This window comes from Nonomuraea sp. NPDC049419, assembly GCF_040676995.1.
GTDB classification, from domain to species: Bacteria; Actinomycetota; Actinomycetes; order Streptosporangiales; family Streptosporangiaceae; genus Nonomuraea; species Nonomuraea salmonea.
On record NZ_JBFAQB010000001.1, the window covers coordinates 251,140 to 274,705 of the forward strand.

19 protein-coding genes are annotated in these 23,566 nt (G+C 71.8%); 10 read left to right on the plus strand and 9 right to left on the minus strand.

Annotated features, from left to right (window positions below; genetic code table 11):
- Positions 1 to 22: 22 nt before the first annotated feature.
- A complete protein-coding gene (locus tag AB0K12_RS01370) occupies positions 23 to 793 on the plus strand; it encodes a DeoR/GlpR family DNA-binding transcription regulator (protein ID WP_364554806.1) in 771 nt (256 codons plus the stop codon).
- An 86-nt stretch (positions 794 to 879) separates the two neighbouring features.
- Positions 880 to 2,616, plus strand: coding sequence for a glycerol-3-phosphate dehydrogenase/oxidase (locus AB0K12_RS01375; protein ID WP_364554808.1), 1,737 nt, complete (start codon positions 880 to 882; stop codon positions 2,614 to 2,616).
- Between the two features lie 58 nt (positions 2,617 to 2,674).
- Here the strand turns inward: AB0K12_RS01375 and AB0K12_RS01380 are convergent, their stop codons facing one another.
- The 3 genes from AB0K12_RS01380 to AB0K12_RS01390 form a co-directional block, all read right to left on the minus strand.
- On the minus strand, positions 2,675 to 3,931 hold the full coding sequence (locus AB0K12_RS01380) for a S8 family serine peptidase (RefSeq protein ID WP_364554809.1): 1,257 nt from the start codon (positions 3,929 to 3,931) through the stop codon (positions 2,675 to 2,677).
- Between the two features lie 158 nt (positions 3,932 to 4,089).
- On the minus strand, positions 4,090 to 6,060 hold the full coding sequence (locus AB0K12_RS01385) for a beta-propeller domain-containing protein (protein WP_364554811.1): 1,971 nt from the start codon (positions 6,058 to 6,060) through the stop codon (positions 4,090 to 4,092).
- A 31-nt stretch (positions 6,061 to 6,091) separates the two neighbouring features.
- A complete protein-coding gene (locus AB0K12_RS01390) occupies positions 6,092 to 8,254 on the minus strand; it encodes a protein kinase (protein ID WP_364554812.1) in 2,163 nt (720 codons plus the stop codon).
- 118 nt (positions 8,255 to 8,372) lie between these two features.
- On the opposite strand from AB0K12_RS01390, the gene AB0K12_RS01395 reads away from it, so the two are divergent.
- Positions 8,373 to 9,356: a pyridoxal-phosphate dependent enzyme gene (locus AB0K12_RS01395; protein WP_364554814.1), complete on the plus strand. Its 984-nt coding sequence runs from the start codon at positions 8,373 to 8,375 to the stop codon at positions 9,354 to 9,356.
- Positions 9,357 to 9,426: 70 nt separating this feature from the next.
- Here the strand turns inward: AB0K12_RS01395 and AB0K12_RS01400 are convergent, their stop codons facing one another.
- On the minus strand, positions 9,427 to 10,170 hold the full coding sequence (locus tag AB0K12_RS01400) for an N-acetyltransferase (RefSeq protein WP_364554815.1): 744 nt from the start codon (positions 10,168 to 10,170) through the stop codon (positions 9,427 to 9,429).
- Positions 10,171 to 10,257: 87 nt separating this feature from the next.
- Between AB0K12_RS01400 and AB0K12_RS01405 the strand changes: the two genes are divergently transcribed.
- Both AB0K12_RS01405 and AB0K12_RS01410 read left to right on the plus strand, forming a co-directional pair.
- A complete protein-coding gene (locus tag AB0K12_RS01405; protein WP_364554817.1) occupies positions 10,258 to 11,751 on the plus strand; it encodes a DUF885 family protein in 1,494 nt (497 codons plus the stop codon).
- A gap of 56 nt (positions 11,752 to 11,807) precedes the next feature.
- Positions 11,808 to 12,629, plus strand: a complete 822-nt coding sequence (locus tag AB0K12_RS01410) for an SDR family NAD(P)-dependent oxidoreductase (RefSeq protein WP_364554818.1) — start codon at positions 11,808 to 11,810, stop codon at positions 12,627 to 12,629.
- Here AB0K12_RS01410 and AB0K12_RS01415 read toward each other — a convergent pair.
- The gene (locus AB0K12_RS01415; protein WP_364554819.1) at positions 12,620 to 13,561 is read right to left on the minus strand and encodes a hypothetical protein; all 942 of its coding nucleotides are present in this window, start codon (positions 13,559 to 13,561) and stop codon (positions 12,620 to 12,622) included. The genes AB0K12_RS01410 and AB0K12_RS01415 overlap by 10 nt on opposite strands.
- A gap of 100 nt (positions 13,562 to 13,661) precedes the next feature.
- Here AB0K12_RS01415 and guaA point away from each other — a divergent pair, with 100 nt between their 5' ends.
- Positions 13,662 to 15,209 carry a glutamine-hydrolyzing GMP synthase gene (gene guaA, locus AB0K12_RS01420; RefSeq protein WP_364554821.1) on the plus strand — a complete coding sequence of 516 codons (1,548 nt, stop codon included), beginning with the start codon at positions 13,662 to 13,664 and terminating at the stop codon, positions 15,207 to 15,209.
- Between the two features lie 159 nt (positions 15,210 to 15,368).
- Here guaA and AB0K12_RS01425 read toward each other — a convergent pair whose 3' ends face one another.
- Positions 15,369 to 16,790, minus strand: coding sequence for an MFS transporter (locus tag AB0K12_RS01425; protein ID WP_364554823.1), 1,422 nt, complete (start codon positions 16,788 to 16,790; stop codon positions 15,369 to 15,371).
- A 79-nt stretch (positions 16,791 to 16,869) separates the two neighbouring features.
- Here AB0K12_RS01425 and AB0K12_RS01430 point away from each other — a divergent pair, with 79 nt between their 5' ends.
- The 4 genes from AB0K12_RS01430 (at position 16,870) to AB0K12_RS01445 (ending at position 20,692) form a co-directional block, all read left to right on the plus strand.
- Positions 16,870 to 17,304 carry a helix-turn-helix domain-containing protein gene (locus tag AB0K12_RS01430; RefSeq protein ID WP_364554825.1) on the plus strand — a complete coding sequence of 145 codons (435 nt, stop codon included), beginning with the start codon at positions 16,870 to 16,872 and terminating at the stop codon, positions 17,302 to 17,304.
- Positions 17,305 to 17,490: 186 nt separating this feature from the next.
- Positions 17,491 to 18,678, plus strand: coding sequence for a SpoIIE family protein phosphatase (locus AB0K12_RS01435; protein ID WP_364554827.1), 1,188 nt, complete (start codon positions 17,491 to 17,493; stop codon positions 18,676 to 18,678).
- A complete protein-coding gene (locus AB0K12_RS01440; protein ID WP_364554829.1) occupies positions 18,678 to 20,228 on the plus strand; it encodes a CHASE3 domain-containing protein in 1,551 nt (516 codons plus the stop codon). Before AB0K12_RS01435 ends, AB0K12_RS01440 begins: the two co-directional genes overlap by 1 nt.
- Entirely contained in the window at positions 20,225 to 20,692 is a 468-nt protein-coding gene (locus AB0K12_RS01445; protein ID WP_364554831.1) for a response regulator, read from the plus strand. The genes AB0K12_RS01440 and AB0K12_RS01445 overlap by 4 nt, the downstream gene beginning before the upstream one ends.
- Here the strand turns inward: AB0K12_RS01445 and AB0K12_RS01450 are convergent.
- From AB0K12_RS01450 to AB0K12_RS01460, 3 genes are all read right to left on the minus strand, one after another.
- On the minus strand, positions 20,634 to 22,085 hold the full coding sequence (locus AB0K12_RS01450) for a hypothetical protein (protein WP_364554833.1): 1,452 nt from the start codon (positions 22,083 to 22,085) through the stop codon (positions 20,634 to 20,636). The genes AB0K12_RS01445 and AB0K12_RS01450 overlap by 59 nt on opposite strands.
- Before the next feature lie 27 nt (positions 22,086 to 22,112).
- On the minus strand, positions 22,113 to 22,787 hold the full coding sequence (locus tag AB0K12_RS01455; protein ID WP_364554835.1) for a polysaccharide deacetylase family protein: 675 nt from the start codon (positions 22,785 to 22,787) through the stop codon (positions 22,113 to 22,115).
- A gap of 69 nt (positions 22,788 to 22,856) precedes the next feature.
- Positions 22,857 to 23,564 (minus strand): class I SAM-dependent methyltransferase, encoded by a 708-nt coding sequence (locus tag AB0K12_RS01460; RefSeq protein ID WP_364554836.1) that lies wholly within the window; start codon positions 23,562 to 23,564, stop codon positions 22,857 to 22,859.
- Positions 23,565 to 23,566: the final 2 nt, after the last annotated feature.

Sequence of the window (23,566 nt, forward strand, 5' to 3'; positions counted from 1 at the left end):
CTCATCCCCTAGGGAGGCCGCCGTGTCCCGCTACGACCGCTGGAACGCCATCCTGGAGCTGCTCGCGCAGGAAGGCAGGCTGTCGGTGGAAGAGGCAGCGCAGGCTCTCGACGTCTCCACCGCCACCATCAGGCGGGACTTCGACCAGCTCGCCCAGCAGCAGATGCTCATGCGCACGCGCGGCGGCGCGGTCTCCCAGAGCGTCAGCTACGACCTGCCGCTGCGCTACAAGACCGCGCGGCACGCCGACGAGAAGCACCGCATCGCCGCGGCGGCGGCCGAGCTGGTCTCGCCGGGCGCCGTGGTCGGGCTCAACGGCGGCACCACCACCTCCGAGCTGGCCCGCACGCTGGCCACCATGGGCACGCTGGAGAGCGGCTTCACCATCGTCACCAACGCGCTCAACATCGCCTCCGAGCTGACCGTGCGCAGGCACGTCAAGATCGTGGTGACCGGCGGGGTGGCCAGGCCGCAGTCCTACGAGCTGATCGGCCCGCTGGCCTCGGGCGTGCTCGAACAGGTCACGCTCGACGTCGCCTTCCTCGGCGTGGACGCGCTCGACGTCGAACTGGGCGCCTCCGCCCACCACGAGGGCGAGGCCAGCGTCAACCACCTGCTGATCAGCAGGGCCGCCCAGGTCGTGGTGGTGGCCGACTCCTCCAAGGTCGGCAGGCGGGCGTTCTCCCGCATCTGCCCGATCGGCCAGATCGACACGCTCGTCACCGACGCCAGGCTCAGCGACGAGCTGGCCCGCCGGCTCACCGAGGCCGGGGTCAAGGTCGTCCGCGCCTGAGAGCGCGCCCCCGCAGAAGGCGTTACAGGTCGGACGCTGCGCGGGTAGGTATGAGTAACAGCGACAAAGCCGTTTCAGGGGGAGATATGGCGTCGGGAAAGTGCGCGGCCCGGCTCGGGCCCGCGGAGCGGGCCGAGGCGCTGGAGCGCATGACGGCTCAGGAACTCGACGTGGTCGTGGTCGGCGGCGGCGTCGTGGGTGCCGGCATCGCGCTCGACGCGGTGACGAGGGGCCTCGACGTGGCCCTCGTGGAGGCGCGCGACTTCGCCTCCGGCACCTCGTCACGCTCGTCCAAGCTCATCCACGGCGGCCTGCGCTACCTGGAGCAGCTCAACTTCGACCTGGTACGCGAGGCGCTCCAGGAGCGCGCCCTGCTGCTCCAGCGCATCGCGCCCCACCTGGTCAGGCCCGTGCCGTTCCTGTTCCCGCTGACCCACTACGGCTGGGAACGCCCGTACGTGGGCGCCGGCGTCACGCTCTACGACACGCTCGGCTTCGCGACCGGCCTGACCCGCGGTGTGCCGGGACACCGCCACCTGTCCAGGTCGCGGGCGCTGCGCCTGGCCCCCGCGCTGAAGAAGAGCGCCTTCACCGGCGCCGTCCAATACTGGGACGCCCAGGTGGACGACGCCCGCTTCGTCATGATGACGCTGCGCACCGCGGCCACCTACGGCGCGCACGTCGCGCAGCGGGCCCAGGTCGTCCGGTTCCTGCGGGAGGGCGAGCGGGTCACCGGCGTGCGGGTGCGCGACCTGGAGAGCGGCGACGAGTTCGACGTCCGCGCCAGGCAGGTGGTCAACGCGACCGGCGTGTGGACCGACGACATCCAGGAGCTGGTGGGCGGCCGCGGCCAGATCCACGTGCGCGCCTCCAAGGGCATCCACCTGGTCGTTCCGCGCGACCGCATCCACTCGCTGACCGGCATCATCCTGCGTACGGAGAAGTCGGTGCTGTTCGTCATCCCGTGGGGCCGCCACTGGATCATCGGCACCACCGACACCGACTGGACGCTCGACAAGAGCCACCCGGCCGCCTCCCGCGCCGACATCGACTACCTGCTCGACCACGTCAACGCGATCCTGTCGGTGCCGCTGACCCGCGACGACGTCGAGGGCGTCTACGCGGGGCTGCGGCCGCTGCTGTCGGGCGAGTCCGACGAGACCTCGAAGCTGTCCAGGGAGCACGTGGTGGCCCATCCCGTGCCCGGGCTGGTGATGGTGGCGGGCGGCAAGTACACGACGTACCGGGTGATGGCGTGCGACGCGGTTGACGCGGTGGCGCACGGGCTCGACCAGCGGGTGCCGCGCTCGTGCACCGACCGCATCCCGCTGGTCGGCGCCGAGGGCTACCAGGCGCTGTGGAACGCCCGCCACCGCCTCGCCCAGGAGTCGGGGCTGCACGTGGCGCGGATCGAGCACCTGCTGCACCGCTACGGCTCGCTCATCGACGAGGTGCTTGAGCTGATCAAGGAGGACCCGTCGCTGGCCAGGCCGCTGGACGGGGCCGACGACTACCTGCGGGCCGAGATCGTCTACGCCGCCACCGCCGAGGGCGCCAGGCATCTGAACGACGTGCTGACCCGGCGTACCCGCATCTCCATCGAGACCTTCCACCGCGGGGTGGGGGTGGCGCGGGAGGCCGCCGAGCTGATGGCCGGGCCGCTCGACTGGGACGGCGAGCAGGTCAAGCGGGAGGTCGAGTACTACACCAAGCGGGTGGAGGCCGAGCGGCGCTCCCAGGAGCAGGACTCCGACCAGGAGGCCGACGCGATCAGGCTGGGGGCGCCGGAGATCGTCCCCGTGGTGGTGCCGGAAGGCGCCTAGCCATAGGGAAGGGCGGCCCGCGGCGCTGCGGATCTCCGCGGACCGCCCGTGTCAGAGGTCAGGCGGGGTTGTAGACGCTCGCGTCATGGACGTCGAGCAGGGGCTCCTTGACGCCGTCGCCGGAGTCGTCGGTCCAGTTGGAGTTGCCGGTCGAGATCAGCGTGCTGCGCACGGCCAGCGAGCCGGCCCGCGTCGTCGGCTTGGCCGCACCCGAGGTGAGCAGGGCCGCCGCGCCCGCGACGTGCGGGCTGGCCATCGAGGTGCCGCTGATCGTGCTGTAGCCGCCGCTGCGGTAGGTCGAGTAGATGCAGGTGCCGGGCGCGGTGATCTCCACCGTGGCGCCGTAGTTGGAGTAGAACGCGGACGTGTCGTCCTGGTCGGTCTCGCTGCGGCAGGACAGCCTGTTGCCGCCGGCGCCGCCCGCCAGGCCGTCGTTGTCGGTCAGCGCGGAGACGGTGACCACGTCGGGGTGGTTGGCGGGGAAGAACGAGGACGTGTTGGCGTGGCTGTTGCCCGCGGCCACCACGACGACGATGCCGGCGTTGACCGCGTTGGTGATGGCCGTGCTGATCGCGCTGCTTGAGCAGCCGCTGCAGCCCAGGCTCAGGTTGATGACCTCGATGGTGGCGCGCCGTGCCACCACCCAGTCGATGCCGGCCGCGATGCCCGCGAGCGAGCCGGAGCCGGCCGCGTTGAGCACCTTGACGCCGTGGATGCGCGCGCCGGGCGCGACGCCCACCGGGCCGATGGCGTTGTCGATCGCGCCGACGGTGCCGGCGACGTGCGAGCCGTGGCCGTTGTCGTCGGTGCCGGAGTTGTTGGTGCAGAAGCCGATCACGCAGTTGGCCCTGGCGACGACGTTCAGGTCGGGGTGGTTCTGGTCGACGCCGCTGTCCACCACGGCGACGTCCACGTCCACGCGCTCGTCGTCGGTGCCGTCGATGTCGAGGTTGGGGTTGCCGGGGCCGAAGATCCGGTTGACGCCGGTGGGCGTGGTCTGGGCGAAGTGGGTGACCACGGCGTCGGGCTCCACGCTGAGCACGCTGGGGTCGCTCTTGAGCTTCTCGGCGGCGGCGGCGCTCAGGCGGGCGGTGTAGCCCTTGAAGGCGTGCTGGTAGACGCCGACGAGCTCGCCGCCGAGGTGCGCGACCTGGGTCTCGGCCGCGCTGTGCGTGCCGCGCAGTGACGGGTTGAGCTGGACGATGTACGTGCCCTCGGGGGCTGCTTGCTGGGCGGATGCGGACACGGGCAGTGGCACCGCGAGTAACGCGAGCGCGCTGACGAGCAATGCGAGCAGGGGGGTGCGTGGTCGCATGGCAGCGTGGGCCCTTTCTCGTGACGCGGACCGGCGGCGGCTTGTGACGGTCTACCGCCTGATCCGACAGGACGGTGTCATTAAAGTTTTCATCATTTGTCGGGATAAGTCCATAAAAAAAGGTGCCGGTTCGTTACGAACCGGCACCTTCTGGTTGCTCAACGAAGCGGGATCCACGCTTGTGAGGCGAGCGACTCCATGTCGTTGACCTGGACGCCCTCGTGCGACACCGTCCAGATGGCGTCACCGATGACCACCGAGCGCTCGATGCCCGGCTGGTATGGGTACTCGCCTTCCTTGACCGGATGCTCGATCATGCCGAGCCGCCGCACCTCCTTGTCGTCGATCTTCAGCACCAGCGCGCCCGACTTCTCCGCCTGGACCAGCGGCACCACCGCGAGTCCCGTCTTCGGCCAGTACAGGAACGCGTGCGGGTCCCACTCCGCGCCCGAGCCCGAGTCGCGCTGGAAGAACTGCGACAGCCGGCGCGGCGCGGCCGGGTCGCTCACGTCGAACAGCGACACCTGCGTCCCCAGCGTCCTGCCCTTCTCGCTGGCCTCCTGGCCGATCCCGATCAGCCGGCCGTCCGCACCCGGGTGCAGGTACGCCGAGTAGCCGGTGATCTTCAGCTCGCCCGTCACCTTGGGCTGCGCCGGGTCGCGCAGGTCGAGCGTGTAGAGCGGGTCCACCTGGCGGAACGTCACGCAGTAACCGATCGGGCCGATGAAGCGCACCGAGTAGATGCGCTCGCCCTTGCCGAGGCCGCCGACCTCGCCCACCTTCTCCAAGGTGGTGGCCTTGAGCACGTAGACGGTGCTGGAGCTGTCGGCGCCGTCGGCCGCGGTGAGCGTGGTGGCCAGGCGCAGGTGGCCGTCGTGCTCCGACAGCGCGTACTGGTTGAGCAGGCGGCCCGGCACCTTGCCCGAGGCCACGTACGAGGGGGCGCCCGGCTTGGTGATGTCGAAGCGGTGCACCTCCGTCTCCTCGGGCGGCGGCGTGCGCGTCGGATACGGCACGTCGACGGCCGGCTCGCTCGGGGTCGGCTCGTCGGCGGGGGCCGCGCCCGACGGGCGGGGCGCCGGGGTGGGCGGGGGCTCGACAGGGAGCGGGCGCACGACGGGGAACCACCAGCGGGGGTTGCTGGCGACGTACAGGCTCTGGCCGGTGCCGTAGACGATGTCGCCGTCGGCGGCCAGGCTGATCGGGTCGGTCCCCGCCGCCGTGACGCCGCCGGCCAGGTCGATCGTGTGCACGGTCAGCATCGAGGTACCGGTGTAGTCGGCGGGGTGGCTGACCCGCTCGCACGCCACCCGGCTCTTCGTGACCTTCCCCGCCGCGTCGGTGATCTCGATGGTCGGCAGCCAGCTCTCCGCCGGCGCCCGCTTGACCGCGGCCCGGTTCGCCGCGATCAGCTCCGCCTGCTTGGCATCCGGGCGCGGCTCGGGGAAGGTGATCTCGGGCTCGCTGCGGGTGACCAGCCGGACCGTGTCGCCCACCAGCCGGGCGTCCACGTACGAGCCCTGCGGCTTGATCGTGCTCAGCACCTTGGGCTCGCCCGCGAGGTCCACCAGCACGTACCGGGTGTCACCCACAGGGCCGGCGATCCGCTTGTACATGATGTCGCCGCCGCGCATCAGCACCAGCGCCCGGTCACCCGAGACCAGCAGGTCCGCGGGGACGCCGGGGCCGCCCTCGCCCTCGGTCAGCCTGAGCGAGGCGGTGATCTTCCTGGTCGCCGTGTCGATGACGCGCAGGGTGCCGTTCGCGACCGTGATGAGCCGGTCGCCGTCGGTCTTGACCAGGTCGGGCTCGTCCACGCCGGCCTCGTGCACGTTCGTGGTCGAGTGCTCGGGCGTCTGCGTCGTCCGTGCCTTCGCCTCGCTGCGTACGCTGTCCTCCATGGCCATCGGCATCGCGTGGCCGAAGCCGTACGGGCCGACGTTCTCGGCGGCGTGCTCGCGCAGGCCGGTCAGCAGGTCGTCGCACCCGTCGTAGGCCACCAGGCGCACCGCGCCGAGACTCGTCCTCCTGGGCGCCGGGTCCTCGCCCCCGCCCGTCGAAGCGGTGCAGGCGGTCGTGACCGCGGCCAGCGCGGCGGCGGTCACGGCCGTACGGATCAGCGTGTTCATGTCCCCATCACGGCCGGGCGGGCCGGATGGTTCACGAACCGTGCGCCGGGTTCCTGGTGAAGACCGGATCGAGGTCGAGGCTGTCGGGCACCTCCATGAGCTTGCGCACGAGCTTGCCCTTGAAGTCCACCACCTGCACCTCGTCGTTGGCGCCGTTGTCGTTCTCCCAGCAGAACAGGTGCTCCTCGTCGTAGAAGCCGAGCACCTCGTCGCAGTCGGAGTAGAACGTGCGCAGCCGCTCGCCCGTCCCGGCGTCCCACACGCAGTGGTCGTTGTACGTCCCGTCCGGGCAGTTGGTGACGAACGCGTCGCCCGAGGGCGAGAAGAGGTCCTGGGTGGTGTCGGCGGCGAGCGTGCCGATGTTCGCCTGCGAGCGCACGGCCTTGCCCTGGGCGTCGAAGAAGCGCAGGCTCAGGTCGTCCTCGTCGCCGTAGACGTTGACCGTGCCCGTCTCGTCGCCGTCGAAGCCCCACGAACTGCCCCTGACGTCGGGGTCGCTGACGTCCACCTGCTTGACGCGCTTCGTGACCACGTCCACCAGCATGAAGCCCGGGTACGTCCAGGTGTCGCCGCGCTTGTGCCCGATGCTGAGCAGGATCGTCTCGCCGTCCTTCGACCAGTTCCTGATGATGCCGGTCTGCGGCTTCTTGACGGTCTTGATCGTGGTGCGCTCGCCGGTCTCGCGGTCGGCGATGACGATGAAGTCATGGTCGTCGGGGGCGTAGCGCTTGCCCCTGGAGGCCAGGTAGCGGCCGTCGGGGGAGACCAGCGACTCCATGTTGCCCGCGTACTTCGTGAACGGGCCGCGCAGCGAGTCCCTGGCGTAGTCGGTCCACGTCTCCTTCTTCTCGTCGTAGATCTCGTACGAGGTCAGCACGATGGCGTCGGACGGGTTCTCGTACAGGGAGATCGCGCCGCCGGGCAGCGTCCGCTTCGTACCCCTGGCCGGGACGTCCGTCCGGCCCGCCGAGGTCGTCTCCTGCCGGGGGCGGCCGCGCTCCGCCGGCGGGGTCGTCGTCTTCCTGCCCTCCTCCCGCGGGGTGGTGGACGGGCTCGCCACCGACGCCTTGTCCGCCTGGATCGCCACGAAGACGCCGGCGAGGACCAGCAGCGCGATCGCCACGGCGACGCCCGCGACCAGCGGCGCCCGCCTGCCGCTCCTCGGCTGGGCCGCCGGGTGGGTGTGCGGCGCGTAGGTGGGCGGCGCGTAGGCGTGCGCGGGGACGGGCCCCTGGGAGTGCGGGCCCGCGGAGGGCGGGCCGGCGTGCGAGGGCGGGCCTACGTGTGAAGGTGGGCCGGCGTGTGAGGGCGGGCCGGGGAAGGCGGCCGGGGGCGGTGGCACCGCCGCCTCCGCCGCGCCCTGCGCGAGCATGCCGGAGCCGGGCGCCGAGTGCTGCAGCAGCCGCATCATCACCTGCTCGGCCGTGGGCCGCTGCGCCGGGTCCTTGGCCAGGCAGGCGGCCACGACCTCGCGCAGCGTGCCGTCCAGCACGCCGAGGTCGGGCTGCTGGCTGAGCACCCGGTTGATCACCGCGGGCATCGTGTCGCTGCCGAACGGCGCCCGCCCCGACGCCGCGTAGATCATCGTCCCGGCCCACGAGAACATGTCGGCGGCAGGCCCCACCGTGTGCCCCATGATCTGCTCGGGCGGCATGTACGACGGCGTCCCCACCACCGAGTTGCTGATCGTCGAGGTGGCGTTCAGCGCCCGCGCGATGCCGAAGTCGATCACCCGCGGCCCGTCCGCGCCGATGATCACGTTGGCCGGCTTGAAGTCGCGGTGCACGATGCCGGCCTGGTGGATCGCGGCCAGCGCGGTCGCGGTGCCGATGGCCAGCCGGTGCAGCACCGTGCCCGTACGCGGGCCCTGCTCCTGCACCACCCGCTGCAAGGAGGGGCCCTCGATGAACTCGCTGACGATGTAAGGACGGTCCTGCTCGATGCCCGTGCCCAGCACCGCTGCCGTGCAGAACGGCGCCACGTGCCTGGCCACCTCGACCTCGCGCAGGAACCGCCCCACGCTCACCTCGTCGCCCGACAGGTCGGGCCGCAGCCACTTGACCGCCGCCTTGCCGCCGTCGGCGTTCTCGCCCAGGTAGACGACGCCCTGGCCGCCCTCGCCGAGCCGGCCGAGCAGGCGCAGGCCCCCCAGCGAGCGCGGATCTGCCGGGCGGAGCGGAGCGAAGAATGCCATGTCAGGATTCTGGCCCTATGCCGCCCGTACGGGGAAACTTCGCAGTTCCAGTGATCGAGTCGGTACGTTCCTGGCGAAACTCCGGACCCCGTACGGGCATGCCTGAAAGGCTGGGCACGTGAGCTGGAACGCACGAGCCCTCGATGTGCTGGCCGCCGGGGAGCCCACCCCGCTGATCGAGTTCCCGGTGCGCGTGCCGGGCATCACGCTGTTACTCAAGGACGAGTCGCGTCAGCCCACCGGCAGCCTGCGGCACCGGCACGCCAGGGCGCTGTTCCGCCGGGCCGTGCTCGACGGGCTGGTCGCCGAGGGCACCACCGTGGTCGAGGCGACCGGCGGCAACGCGGCGGTGGCGCAGGCGTGGTTCGCGCGGCGGCTCGGGCTGCCGTACATCGTGGTCATGCCGGGCAAGGCGGGGCCCGAGCGGGCGCGGCCGGTGGAGGAGCTGGGCGGCGAGTGCCGGTTCGTGACGCCGCCGCTCGCCATCTACGACGCGGCGCGCGAGATCGAGGGGCACTTCCTCGACCAGTTCGGCCGGGCGGCCGAGCACGACCTGGCCGGTGAGCTGTTCTCCCAGGTGAGCCCCGACTGGGTGGTCACCGGCGCGAGCACCGGCGCCACCTCGGCGACGCTCGGCGGCTGGATCAAGGAGCACGGCCTGGCCTGCCGGGTCGCGGTGGCCGATCCGGAGAACTCCGCGTACTTTCCCGGCTGGACGCTCGACGTGCATGACTACGCGACCGGCATGCCGTCGCGCATCGAGGGCATCGGGCGGCCGCGGATGGAGCCGGGGTTCCGTCCCGAGCTGGTCGATCTGGTCGTGCCCGTGCCCGACGCGGCGAGTGTGGCGGCGGCCCGGCACATCAGGGAGGTCACCGGGCTGCCCGTGGGGCCCTCGTCCGGCACCGCGCTCTGGGCCGCGCTTGAGCTGATCGAGCGCATGGTCGTCCGGAGTGAGCGCGGCACGATCGTCTCGCTGATCGGCGACGCCTCCGAGCGCCACCTGGCGACCTGCCACGACGACGCCTGGGCCGCGGAACGCGGCCTCGACGTCGCCCGCCACGCCGAGCGGCTCCGCCTGGTCAGCCCGGGGAGCGGCTGAGAGGACCGGTCGGGCCTGCCCGATGGCCGGCCTGCCCGATGGCCGGGCCGCCCTGCCGAGGGTCGGGTGGTCAGGTCAGGGGGTGGGTGACCCAGACGTTCGGCTCCACGTAGACGGCGTGGTCGTGGTCCACGTCGCAGTGCACCGGCGTGAGCGCCCCCGGCACCTCCACCGGGCCTGGACGGTCGAACGGCAGGCCGGTCCAGGCCCGCCACTCCGCCAGCGTGCCGGGCACCACCATCGACCGGGGCGCCACCTTGACGATCTCGGCGCCGGCCCGCACGTGCACCCGCAGCCACGGGTCGTGGGGCAGGCCGTCGGGGCGCTTCCTGAAGGCGTACTCGGCCATGGGGGTGTGGGGTTCGAGGTGCTTGAGGTTCGGGCGTACGGGGGCGACGAGCGTGCGGAAGCCGAGCCGGGCGGCGTGCTCGCGCATGGCGGCCACCAGCAGCCCCGACAGCCCGTTGCCCTGGAGGTCGCGGCGCACGGTGATCTCCAGCGCGGAGACGGCGTCGGGCTCCTGGCCGCGCTCGCGGGCCAGCCAGCCGGCCCTGATGACGCCGTCCCAGCCGTCGTCTGGCAGCCCGTCGCCGCCGGCCACGTACGGCACCATGCACGCCCGCGCCACCGCCCGCCCTGGCTCGGCGTCGTCGTCGGCCACGAGCACGTGGTTCTTGTGACGAGTGGTGACGAAGGGGTAGTAGAGGTCGGCGATCGGGTCGCGCAGGACGAACTCCTGCCAGGTGTGCTCCATCTCCCACAAGGTCGCGGCGAATTCCGGACGTTCTGCGAGTGTGGTGATGCGGAGAGCCATGTGATCATCTTGCCCTGCGTACATCCGAAAATCGCCCGAAATATCGACACTTAAGCCCGCTGCCTGCGGTGCGCTAGCGTCGGCGGCATGACAGAACTTGACGCCAGGCTACGAGCCATCACCGACCTGATCGTGGCCGAGGCTCGCGAGGGCGGCGGCAGGCACGAGTACGACGGCCGGATCCAGGACCTGTCGCCCGACGGCGTACGGTCCGGGCTGGCGCGGCTCGGCGAGGGACCCGCGCCCGCGGACGCGCACGACGCCAGGCACCTACAGGTGTTCGAGGAGTCTCTGCGCACCCAGCTCGGCGAGCTGGAACTGCACCGCAAGAACCCCCTGATCCACCTGTCCAACCTCGATCTCGCCTGCTACGACCGCGACTACGCGCCGGAGGAGGAGCGCGCGGCGGCCAAGTCGGCCCACCTCGCGCTCTGGCCCGAGGCCGTCGACCAGGCGCTGGCCTCGCTCGACCAGGTCCCCGCCCCCGTCGCGACCTCCCTGCTCGGCGCGGTCAAGGGCCTGGCCGCCGGGGTCACCGACGAGGCCGCGCTGGCCGCGCACGCCAGGCTCGTCGCGCACGTCGAGCGGGCCGCGCGCGAGGGTGACCCCGACGCGGCGCTCGGCGGCGACGCGCTCGCCCGCCTGATGGGCACCGCCGAGGGCCTGCCGGTGGACCTCGGCAGGCTGGCCGAACGCGCCGACGCGGAGCGCGACCGGCTGCTCGACCGCCTCACCGAGTCGTGCGCCAAGCTGGGGGAGGCCGGCAGGCCGCCGCTCGACGTCGTACGCGAGCTGGTCAAGGACCACCCCGACGCCGACGGCGTCATCGAGGCGGCCAGGATCGGCACCGAGAAGGCCATCGCGTTCACCCGCGAGAAGGACCTCGTGCCCTACCACGACGGCGAGTGCCTGGTCGGGCTGGCGCCCGAGTCGCGCCGCTGGGCGATGGCCATGATGGCGTGGAACTCGCCCGGCGAGCCCGAGGGCCCGTCCTGGTACTACATCACCCCGCCCGAGCCCGACTGGCCGCGCCAGGAGCAGGAGGAGTGGCTGGAGGTCTTCAGCGCCACCACGCTGCCCGCCATCAACGTGCACGAGGTGGCCCCTGGCCACTTCTCGCACGCCAGGGCGCTGCGCAGGGCCCCGTCCGAGGTGCGCAGGCTGCTGCAGTCGATGGCGTTCATCGAGGGCTGGGCCCACTACGCCGAGGAGCTGTGTGTCGAGGAGGGGTTCGGCGACGGCGACCCGCGCTTCGAGATCGGCGTCTGGGTGGAGGCGCTCATCCGCGTCACCCGCCTGGCCTGCGCGATCGGCGTGCACACCGGGCAGATGACGGTCGAGGACGGCGCCCGCCGCTTCGAGTCCGACACCCACCTCGCCGGTCCCGCCGCGCTGTCGGAGGCGCGCAGGGCCTCCTTCGACCCGACCTACGGCCGCTACACCTGGGGCAAGCTGCTCATCCTCGACCTGCGCGAACGGGCGCGCGAGGAGTGGGGCGCCGGCTTCACCCTGCAGCGCTTCCACAAGGCCCTGTTCGACCTGGGCTCGCCGCCCCTGGGCCTGATGGACGCGGTGCTGTAGCGTCGCACGGACTGATCGGGGAACGACCTATGGCGTGTCCCTAGGGAGGTCTGTTCGTGCGCGAGCTCTCCGGCAAGGTCGCGGTGGTGACGGGTGCGGCGAGCGGGATCGGCAGGGCGCTGGCCCTCCGGTTCGCGGCCGAGGGAATGACACTGATGCTCGCCGACGTCGAGCACGGCGGGCTGGCGGAGACGGCCGCGCTGTGCGGGGACGCGACGGTGCTCACGCAGATCACCGACGTCTCCGACGCCTCGTCCGTACGCCACCTGGCCGACCGCTGCTTCGGTGAGCTGCGGGCCGTGCACGTGCTCTGCAACAACGCGGGCGTCTTCCAGGGCGGCCACATGTGGACCAGGGACGAGGAGGACCTGTCCTGGCTGCTCGGCGTCAACCTGTGGGGCGTGCTGCACGGCATCCGCGCGTTCGTGCCGCGCATGATCCAGCAGGACACCGAGGGCCACGTCGTCAACACCGTCTCCGTGGCGGGACTGCTGGTGAGGCCGGGGACCGGCGGGTACGCGGTGTCGAAGCACGCCGCGCTGGCCGCGTCCCTGGCGCTCGCCCAGGACCTGGCCGCGACGGGGTCGAAGCTGCGCGTCAGCGCGCTGTGCCCCGGCGCGGTCAGGACCCGCATCGCCGACTCCGACCGGCTGCGCCCGCCCAGCCTCGCCGTCACGCCGGGCGCGGACGAGGCGGCCGTCAAGGAGCGGGTCGGCAAGGCGGCCGAGCGCGGCATCGAGCCGTCGGAGGTGGCCGACCTGGTGGTCAGGGGCATCCGCGAGGAGCGGTTCCTGTTGCTGACCGACCCCTCGTACGCGGCCGCGCTGCGCCTGCAGACCGAGACGCTGCTGACCGGGACCCTGCCCGGCTACCACTGACGGTCGTGGGCGAGGACCCGGACGACGGTGCCGCCCGGCGGCTTGACCAGCAGGCGTACGGTGTCGCCCGGCAGCACGTCGCGATAGAGGCCCTGCTTGACCCGGAACGCGGCGGCCCGCTCCGAGCGGCCGTCGTGCAGCGCGATGTAGTAGTCGCGCCGCACGCCCTCCTCCTGCGGGATCACCTTCACCCAGCGTTTGACGACGTGACCCGTCACCTCCTGGCGGCCCGAGCCGCGCGGCAGCTCGGCGGGCGCGATCTCGACGCCCTGCCAGCCGCTGCCGGTGAAGATCCACTCCTGGTCGGGGTTCGCGGGCAGCGGGCCGGGCCCGGCCACCTCCCTGCCGCGCGGGGTCAGCAGGAAACCCCTGCCGCCCGACAGCAGCGAGACTCCCGCCACCAGCGAGACCATCGTCGCGATGATCGCGGGCCAGGAGAACAGGGCCACCGACACGGTCGCGTACCAGGGGACGACCAGGGCGGCCGTCAGCAGCACGGGGACGAGCACCGTGCGCCAGCGCCTGCGGGCCAGGCCGAGGTCGATGGCGTGCCGGCGGACGAGCTTGACGAACCCGCCCTCCAGGTCGGAGCTCTCGGGCATGAGGGCGATCACGGGCGCCGCGGGCCGGTCCGCCATGCGGGCGCGCACGCGTTCGAGCACCCAGGTCTCGTACGGGCGCAGCGGCTCGCGTACGGGCGGATCGAGCGTCAGCCGGTCGCCCTCGATCGTCATCCAGCCGCGTCCGGCCAGCTCGAACAGCACGGTGTAGAACACGTCCTGGGCGCGCATGCCGCGTAAGAGCTCGGCGACGGGAGCGGGCACCGGGTGCTCGGGCGCCTCCGTGTCCCTGTCGCGGCCGGACACCTTGAAGGCGGCGGCCAGCGTGGCGGCCCACAGGGCCCACGCGGTCGCCGGCCAGACAAGATCCATCGTTCTGTGTTTAGCACGTCCCACCCGGCCAGGCCAGGTGTCCTGGCCAAGGCCGATAGACTGGTCTCACCGCACTTCGCCTTTTCAGGGGGTTCTCACGGTGTCTGAATTCGACACGGTCCTGGTGGTCGACTTCGGCGCTCAATACGCGCAGCTGATCGCCAGGCGGGTGCGTGAGTGCCATGTCTACTCCGAGATCGTCCCGTCGACCATGCCGGTCGAGGAGATGATGGCGAAAAAGCCCAAGGCGATCATCCTGTCCGGCGGTCCTTCGTCGGTCTACGCCGAGGGTGCGCCGCCGGTGCCCCACGGGCTGTTCGACACGGGCGTGCCCACGTTCGGCATCTGCTACGGCTTCCAGGCCATGGCGCAGGCGCTGGGCGGCGAGGTGGCCCGCACGGGCGTCGCCGAATACGGCGGCACCCCGCTCGAGGTGCTCGACGAGGGCGTCATCTTCGCCGGCCTGCCCACGTCGCAGACCGTGTGGATGTCCCACGGCGACAGCGTGGCCGCGGCCCCCGAGGGCTTCGCGGTGACCGCCTCCACCAGCGAGACGCCGGTCGCCGCGTTCGAGAGCGTCGAGCGCGGCCTCTACGGCGTGCAGTTCCATCCCGAGGTGCTCCACTCCGAGCACGGCCAGGCGGTGCTCAAGCACTTCCTCGAGGCCGCCGGGTGCCGGCCCTCGTGGACGATGCTCAACATCGTCGAAGACTCCATCGAGGCCGTGCGCCGCCAGGTCGGCGACGGCCGGGCCATCTGCGCGCTGTCCGGCGGGGTCGACTCGGCGGTGGCCGCCGCGATCGTCCAGCGCGCCATCGGCGACCGGCTGACCTGCGTCTTCGTCGACCACGGGCTGCTGCGCAAGGGCGAGGCCGAGCAGGTCGAGCGCGACTTCGTCGCCGCCACCGGGGTCAAGCTGCGGGTGGTCGACGCCGCCGACCGGTTCCTCAAGGCGCTCGAAGGGGTCAGCGACCCAGAGGAGAAGCGCAAGATCATCGGACGGGAGTTCATCCGCGTCTTCGAGGACGAGCAGCGCGCCATCATGGCCGACGGGCCGGTCGACTTCCTCGTCCAGGGCACCCTCTACCCCGACGTCGTCGAGTCGGGCGGCGGCACCGGCACCGCCAACATCAAGTCGCACCACAACGTCGGCGGCTTGCCTGAAGACCTGCAGTTCACGCTGGTCGAGCCGCTGCGGGCGCTGTTCAAGGACGAGGTGCGCAGGGCCGGCGAAGAGCTGGGCCTGCCGGCCGCCATGGTGTGGCGGCAGCCGTTCCCCGGTCCAGGGCTCGCCATCCGCATCGTCGGCGAGGTGACCGGCGAGCGGCTCGACATCCTGCGCGAGGCCGACGCCATCGCCCGCGAGGAGCTGTCGCGGGCCGGGCTCGACCGGCAGATCTGGCAGTGCCCGGTGGTGCTGCTCGCCGACGTGCGGTCGGTGGGCGTGCAGGGCGACGGCCGCACCTACGGCCACCCCGTGGTCCTGCGGCCGGTCACCTCCGAGGACGCGATGACCGCCGACTGGGCGCGGGTCCCCTATGACGTGCTGTCGCGCATCTCCACCCGCATCACCAACGAGGTGCGTGAGGTCAACCGCGTGGTGCTCGACGTGACGAGCAAGCCCCCTGGCACCATCGAGTGGGAGTAGCCCCCACCCCGCTGACCGGCTGAAAGCCACCGCAGCCCCGGCCCATGACGGGCCGGGGCTGCGAGCTTTTCTACGGCCCTGGGGAAGCTGGGCGGTCCCAGGGCTGCGAGCTTTCCTACGGCCCTGGGGAAGCCGGGCGGTCCCAGGGCCGTCCGGGGTTCAGGCCACCGGGGCTTCGGCGGGGGCCGCGGGCTGGGTGGTGACCTGGCGGGTGCGCCTGGGGAGCAGGGTCAGGGCGGCGATCAGGCCGAGCAGGGCCAGGCCCGCCGAGCCGATGAACGCCGCGTGATAGCCCGACACCAGGGCCTGCCGGGTGCCGGTGCCGCCGGTGACGGCGGTCGCGACGGTGGCCAGGGCGGCGATGCCGACCGAGATGCCCACCTGCGTCGTCGTGTTGAACAGCCCCGACACCATGCCCGCCTCGTCGGCCGCCGCCTGCGACGTGGCCGCCACGGTGACGGCGCCGATGAGCAGGCCGAAGCCGAACCCGGTGAGCAGCTCGGGGGCCAGCAGCGTCCCGATGAAGTCGTCCCGCACGTCGATGCGCAGGTAGAGCAGCGCGCCGACGGTGATGAGGACGAGGCCGGCGACGGCGGTGGTGCGCACGCCGTACCGGGTGAGGACGCGCCCGCCGAGGAACGACGCGGTCAGCGCGATCGTGATCGAGATGGCGACCAGCGACATGGCCGAGCGGGTGGCGCTGTGGCCGAGCACGTCCTGCGTGTAGAGGGTGAGCAGGAAGAAGATCGGCTGCATGCCGGCGGCCACCACGAACATGATGAGGTTGCCCGCCCGCAGCGTACGGCGGCCGAAGACGTCGAGGGGCACCAGCGGGTTGGCCGAGCGCCGCTCGACGACGAGGAAGGCGCCGAGGAGCGCGATGGACAGCGCACCGAGCGCGAGGGTCCTGGCCGACGTCCAGCCGGCCTGCGGCGCGTCCGTCAGGGTGTAGATGAGCAGGCCGAGCCCGGCCGTCGAGGTGAACGCGCCGGCCAGGTCGAAGCCGCGCTCGCGTCCCGCGGCGCGTACGGCGGGCAGCATGACGAGCGCCAGCGCCCCGACGACCAGCCCGATGGGCGTGTTGACGAGGAACACCGACCGCCAGCCGAACCAGTCGGTGAGCAACCCGCCGAGCACCGCCCCCGCGGAGGCGCCCATGCCGCCGACCGCACCCCAGAGGCCCATGGCCTTGTTCAGCGCCGGGTCGTCCTTGAAGATCACCATCACCAGCGACATGCCCGCCGGCGCGACCAGCGCCCCCGCCAGCCCTTGCAGGGCGCGTACGGCGATGAGCACGGCGCCCGACGATGCCACACCGCCGATCAGCGACACCAGCCCGAACATGACCATCCCGGCGATGAACATCCGCCGCCGACCGGCGTAATCCGCCAGCCGCCCGCCGAGCAGCAGCAGTCCGCCGAACACCAGCGAGTACGCCGTCGTGGTCCACGACAGGTCCGTCGCCGTCATGCCCAGCTCGCGCCCCATGGGCGGCAGCGCGATGCCCACGATCGTGGTGTCGAGGATGAGCACGAACTGGGTGGCGGCCAGCAACGAGAACGCGGCCCACTTGCCTTTCATGACCAACTCCCTTAGGGAACTTTTTGTAACAGCCGCCATGATGTGTGACCATCGAGGTCAACCGGAAGAAGGCACTTTCATGTCTCAGAGGAACACCGCTGTACCAGAGCAGCTCAAGACGTTGGAGGACGCCGATCTCCTTCTGGAGAGCGGCGAGTGCCCGGTCCCGCCGCGCGAGATCCTCGACCGCATCGCGGGCAAGTGGGCGATCCTCATCGTGGTGGCGACCGCGCGGCGGCCGAGGCGCTTCACGGAGCTGGAGCGCGAGATCGAGGGCATCAGCCGGCGCATGCTCACCCTGACCCTGCGCAACCTGGAGCGCGACGGCCTGCTGGAGCGAACGATCTACCCGACGGTGCCGCCCAAGGTGGAATACCAGGCCACGGAGATGGCATTGGAGCTGTACGAGGCGATGCTGACGATCACCAACTGGTCGCGTAGGCACAGCGCCTGCGTGGCGGCGTCGCGGCAGCGCTACGACGAGCGCCAGGCCGCGGAAGCCGATGACATATGACGGCTCTCGTGTGCATAGAGAGGAAAATGAGGGGAAGAGAGGCTTCCCCTGGGCCGGTTCCCTGCGATCGCTGACGGGCGCCGGCGGGGGGTCGGTGTGTGCCCGGTGTCGTCAAGCGATCCGAGCGCGGCCGGCGACAGGCCGGTGGCGGTTCGGGAGCGGTTCAGAAAGGGTGGCAAGGCCTTCATGGCCCACGGGAGCGAAGACGGCAGCGACGCCGCCGGGCAGCCGCTGGTGCTGCTCGTGGAGGACGATCCGCAGGACGCGCTGATCGTCGAGGAGTTGCTTGAGGACAGCGGCCTCTTGGTCCGCCTGGAATGGGCCCGCTCGGTCGACGAGGCCCGCCGCGCCCTGGCCGGGCTGCGCCCGCAGTGCGTGCTGCTCGACCTCGGCCTGCCGGACGCCCACGAGTTCTCCGCGCTGTCGGCGGTGATCGAGGAGGCGGGCGACGCGGCCGTGGTGGTGCTCACGGGCCTCGCGGAAGAGCAGGCGGGCCTCGCAGCGCTGACCGCGGGAGCCCAGGACTACCTGGTCAAGGGCCGGGTGGAGGCCGAGTGGCTGGGCCGCACGCTGCGCTACGCGATGCAGCGCAAGCAGGCCGAGCAGGCCGCCGTCGCGCTCAACGCCGAGCGCATGCGCGCCAAGGAGAACGAGCGGCTTGAGCGCGGCCTGCTGCCGACGCCGCTGCTGCAGAGCATGCCGATCGAGGTGGCCGCGCGCTACCGGCCGAGCAGGGGGTCGGCCACGCTGGGCGGCGACTTCTACGACGTCGTCGAGGACGACGAGAAGGTCGTGCACGCGCTGATCGGCGACGTGTGCGGCCACGGCCCCGACGAGGCTGCGCTGGGCGTCTGCCTGCGCATCGCCTGGCGTGCGCTGGTGCTCAGCGGCGTCACAGGGCCGACGCTGCTGCGCCGGCTCGAACGCGTCCTGGAGGCCGAGCGGCCCAGCTCCGAGATCTTCGTCACGCTGTCCACGCTGGAGCTCGACCACGACCGCCGTACGGTCAGGATCTGGCGGGCCGGGCACCCCGGCCTGCTCGTGCACGACGGCGAGACGGTGACGCTCGCCGAGCCAGGCCGCGGCCTCGCGCTCGGCTTCCCGGTGCAGACCGACTGGCACCAGGACGTGCTGGAGCTGCCCGCGGGCGGCGGTCTCACGCTCTACACCGACGGCCTGTTCGAGCGGCGCCTGCCCGGCGAGCCGGCCCGCTGGCTGGGCGAGGAGGGGCTGCTCGACCTGGCCGCCCGGCACGCCCGCCTCGACGGCGAAGGCTTCCTCGACGCGCTGATCGCCGACGTCGAGGCCGCCACCGCGCCCGACGCGCCGGCCGACGACCTCGCCGTGGTCCACCTGCGCTGGACGGAGCGGTGATGGCAGGACGCTGGCACCGGCTGACGGTGCACGGCTGGTTCGTGGTGGTCATCTCGGTCATCGCGACCCTGCTTCTGGTCTGCGCGGTGGTCGGTGTCGTCACGCTCGACCGTACGAGCAGGCTCTCGCAGCAGCTCACCACCCGCATCTCGCCCGCCCTGGTCGAGGCGGCCAACATGCAGAAGGCGCTGATCGACCAGGAGACCGGCGTCAGGGGCTACCTGCTGACCGGCCGCGCGGAGTTCCTCAGCCCGTACAGCGAGGGCGTGCGCGCCGAGCAGGTCAGCCGCGATCGGGTGGCGGCGCTGCTGGCCGACCGCGCGGACCTGCGGGCCGACCTCACCGCCATCAGCGACAGGGCCGCCGCCTGGCGCCGCGACTACGCCGAACCCATGACGGCGCATCGGCAGCGCGCCGAGGCGGTGCCCGACGACACGGTGGAGGCGGGCAAGCAGGCGTTCGACGGCATCAGGGCGATGCTCGACAGCCAGAGCGCCCACCTGACGCGGGCCCGCGACCAGGCCAAGGCTCAGCTGGCGGGAGCCGAGCGGGTGCGCAACTTCGCCTTCCTCGGCATGCTCGTGGTGTTCACCCTGGCGGCCGCCGCGGTGGCCGTGCTGCTGCGGCGCGCGGTCGGGCGGCCGCTCGACGAGCTGCGGGCCGCCTCGCGGCGCGTCGCGGCCGGTGACTTCGGGCTGGGCATCCCGGCCAGGGGGCCCGCCGACATCCGCGAGGTGGCCAACGACGTCGAGCAGATGCGCGTACGCATCGTCAACGCGCTCAACGAGTCCGGCCAGCAGCACGCGCTGCTGCGCGAGCAGGCCGAGGAGCTGCGCCGCTCGAACGCCGAGCTGGAGCAGTTCGCCTACGTCGCCTCGCACGACCTGCAGGAGCCGCTGCGCAAGGTCGCCACGTTCTGCCAGCTGCTGGAGAAGCGCTTCGGCGACGTGCTGGACGAGCGCGGCAGGCAGTACGTGCACTTCGCCGTCGACGGCGCCACCCGCATGCAGGTCCTCATCAACGACCTGCTGCGGTTCTCCCGCGTCGGCCGGGTCTATGACGAGCGCGAGCCCGTGGACCTGGAGAAGGCGCTGGACAAGGTGATCGACGACCTGTCGGCGCCCATCGAGGAGTCGGGCGCCACGTTCGAGCGTCCCGACCCGCTGCCCACGGTCGTCGGCGACGCCACGATGCTGCGCCTGCTCTGGCAGAACCTCATCAGCAACGCCATCAAGTTCCGCGACCCCGCCCACCCGCCGCTGGTCCGCATCGGCTGCGAGCGCGGCGAGGAGGGGGAGTGGGAGTTCTCGGTCGCCGACAACGGCATCGGCGTCGGGCCGGAGTTCGCCGATAAGATCTTCATCATCTTCCAGCGGCTGCACAGCCGCGAGACCTACACCGGCACCGGCATCGGCCTGGCGATGTGCAAGAAGATCGTCGAGACGCACGGCGGCCGCATCTGGCTCGACACCGATTACACCGGGGGAGCCCGCATCCGCTTCACTCTGCCGGCCAACGAAGACACCGAACACGAAGGAATCGACTCATGACCACCGGGCAGCCCATCGAAGTACTCCTCGTCGAGGACGACCCCGGTGACGAGCTCATCACCCGCGAGGCGTTCGAGGACAACAAGATCCGCAACAACCTCCACGTCGTCAGGGACGGCCTGGAGGCGCTCGACTTCGTCTACCGGCGCGGCGAGTACGTCGGCGCGCCTCGCCCCGACCTCGTCCTGCTCGACCTCAACCTGCCCAAGTACGACGGCCGCCAGGTGCTCGAACAGATCAAGGGCGACCCCGAGCTGCGCTCGATCCCGGTCGTCGTGCTGACCACGTCCTCCGCCGAGGAGGACATCCTGCGCAGCTACCAGCTCTTCGCCAACGCGTACGTGAGCAAGCCCGTCGATCTCGACCGGTTCATGGCCATCATCCGGCAGATCGACGAGTTCTTCGTCACGGTCGTCCGGCTGCCCGGTCGCGCGGCCGCGTACGGCGGGGAGGACCGTCACTGACCGGCCGCCGCCGCGGCACCAGGCTGCCGAGCAGCAGCGGCACCAGCAGCGCCCCGATGAGGATGGGCGCGGCCATGTAGCGGAAGTCCTGCGCCGAGATGTTGGCGAGGACCGCGAGCTGCTGCCCGGCGACCACGGCGGCCACGCCGAGCACCAGTCGATTGCGCCGCGCCATGGCGGCCAGCGCCACCGCGACGTACGCCAGGTACGCCCACGACGCCCCGCGCCACAGGATCCGGTCCCACTCCGGGGTGAGCGAGCCGGCCAGCCATGGCGCCGCCACCTGGTACAGCTCCAGCGACAGCGGGCGCAGCGAGAACACCCCGCGCCCTGGGAAGTCGGTCACCTTGCCGGGGCCGACGTAGGTGTCGGCGTTCGGCCGCAGCGACAGCCGGTACGTGGTGCCGCCGGTCGCCGTCTCGTCGCCGACCGGCCGCCAGGCGATCGCGCCCCGGCACAGCCTGGCCTGCACCACCAGTCCTGGCTCGGTGACGAGCAGCCGCCGCCACAGCGCCAGCAGGTCGCCCGAGCGCGCGTCGGCCTGCTGCCAGTCGAAGTCGCGCCGCCAGATCAGCGGGTTGATCGTGGAGCAGGTGCCGCCCGCCCACCAGCGGCGCAGCGGCGCGACCGTGGTCATCAGGCCGATGTCGGCGGGGGTGAACAGGTCGGGGCGCTCCCGGTAGAGGACCGCGATGTCGCCGTAGGCGGTGTGGTAGACGTACGTCGGCGACGGGGCCACGATGCCGGCCTGCGGGAAGACCAGGGCCGAGAGCGCCAGCGGCAGCGCGGCGGCGACGGCTCCGGTCAGCAGCAGCCGAATACGCCTGAGGATCACGACCAGCGCGAGCACGGTGACGCCCGCGACCAGGAAGCCGTTCGCGCGGAAGAGCCCGAGCAGCGCGAACAGCACGCCGAGCCCGAGCAGCGCGGGCACGCCGACGGCGCGCCCGGCCGCGATCCGCGCGCAGCACGCCGCGATCGCCACCGCGCAGATCGTGAACGGCACGTCCTTCCACAACGTCACCGTGAACGCGCCGACCGGCGGCGCGAGCGGCATCAGCACGGCCACCGCGGTCGTCGGCAGCCGCGGCGCGCCCAGCCGCTTCAGCGACTGGGCCAGCCACGTCAGCGCTCCCGCCATGGCCGTCGTCTGCGCGAACGACACGGCGCCCAGGTCGCCGGTCCCGGTGAAACTCAGCCACAGCAGCGCGTCGTAGAGCACCGAGTGGTCGGCCACCCAGGGCCCGGCCATCGTGTGGCTGAGATAGAGCACCGAGTCGCGGCTGAACAGGCCGGGATAGAACGCCGCCCACCAGCATCCGAGCACGGCCTGGACGGCCAGGAAGGTCGCGAGCGCGACCCAGGGCCGGCCGGGCCGGGTGTCACTCCCCATGGTTCCCGTCCCGAGTTGCGGGAGCGATTACTTGAAGTAGCTCTCCCCGGCCGCCGGGCCACCCTTGCCGCGCAGCAGCGTGGGCACGGTGACGAGATGGTAGCCGCGCTTCTTGAGCTCCTTGAGTATCTGCGGCATGACCTGCACGGTCTGCGGCACCACGTCGTGCATGAGGATGACGCCGTCGCGCTTGGCCAGCCTGAGCACGGCCGCCTTGATCTTCTTGGCGTCGCGCAGGCTCCAGTCGAGCGTGGTGCCCGTCCAGAGGATCTGCGACAGCTCGTTCTGGTACGCGACCCCGAGCACCCGCTCGTCGCTCTGCCCGTACGGCGGGCGGAACATGGTGGGCCGCTGCCCGGTGGCCTTCTCGATGGCCTCCTGGGCGAGCTTCAGTTCCTCGTCGATCTCGTTGTCGGAGTGCGCGGGGAGCGCGGCGTGGGAGTAGGTGTGGTTGCCGATCGCGTGCCCCTTGGAGACGATCTGCTTGGCGATCTTGGGGTGCGCCTCGACCCGTTTGCCCACCAGGAAGAACGTGGCCTTCGCGCGCGCCTTCGACAGCGTCTTGAGCAGGGCGGGGGTGTGGGTGCCCGGCCCGTCGTCGAACGTCAGCGCCAGGCACTTGACCCGGGAGCAGTCGGTGGCGGGCGCCTGGGCGGGCGCGGAGGTTAAGGCCAGAGAGGCTGCGATAAGGGCATGAATCACCACATGCGCAAGCCTAGAGCCAACTTCGATCGCGGATGTGGCGGCAATGTCTCGTTCTGAGAACCGATCTCAGCGCCGCAGGCGGGCGCGCAGGAACAGGGTGACGCCCCGCAATGAGGTGACCGGCAGCCACCGCTCGGCCCTGACGACCGCCGACAGCCCGGCGTTCACCAGCACGGGCATCCTGCGCAGGTCGCTGCCCGCCGAGCGGCGCCGGTGCAGGGCCACCAGGGGGCGCAGCAGCACGTTCCAGCTCCACACCCGCTCGACGGTCAGCCCGGCCTTCTCGACGACGACGGTGAGCGTGTCGCGGTCGTAGCGGCGTACGTGGCCGACGGCCTCGTCATGCGCCGACCACAGCGCCATGTCGCACGGCACCGCGATCAGCGCGTGCCCGCCCGGCGCCAGCACCCGCGCGATCTCGGCGGCGACCAGGTCGTCCTCGCGAACGTGCTCCAGCACGTCGAACGCGGTCACCAGGTCCATGCTGCCGGACAGGAACGGCAGGGCCCGCGCGTCCGCGCGTACCGCGTCGAGCCCGCGCTCCCTGGCCGACTCGACCGCCTCGGGGCACATGTCGGTCGCCGTCGCGGCCCAGCCCGCGTCGGCGAGCACCCGGGTGTTCCCGCCGCCCGCCGCGCCGACGTCGAGCGCCCGTCCCGGCCGGCCCAGGCGGGCCAGGCGGCGGAGCTGCGCGCGCAGGATGGCCCGCCGCTCGCGGTACCACCAGTGCGTGTCCTCCACCGCGACCAGCCGGCGGACCTCGTCGCTCTCCACGG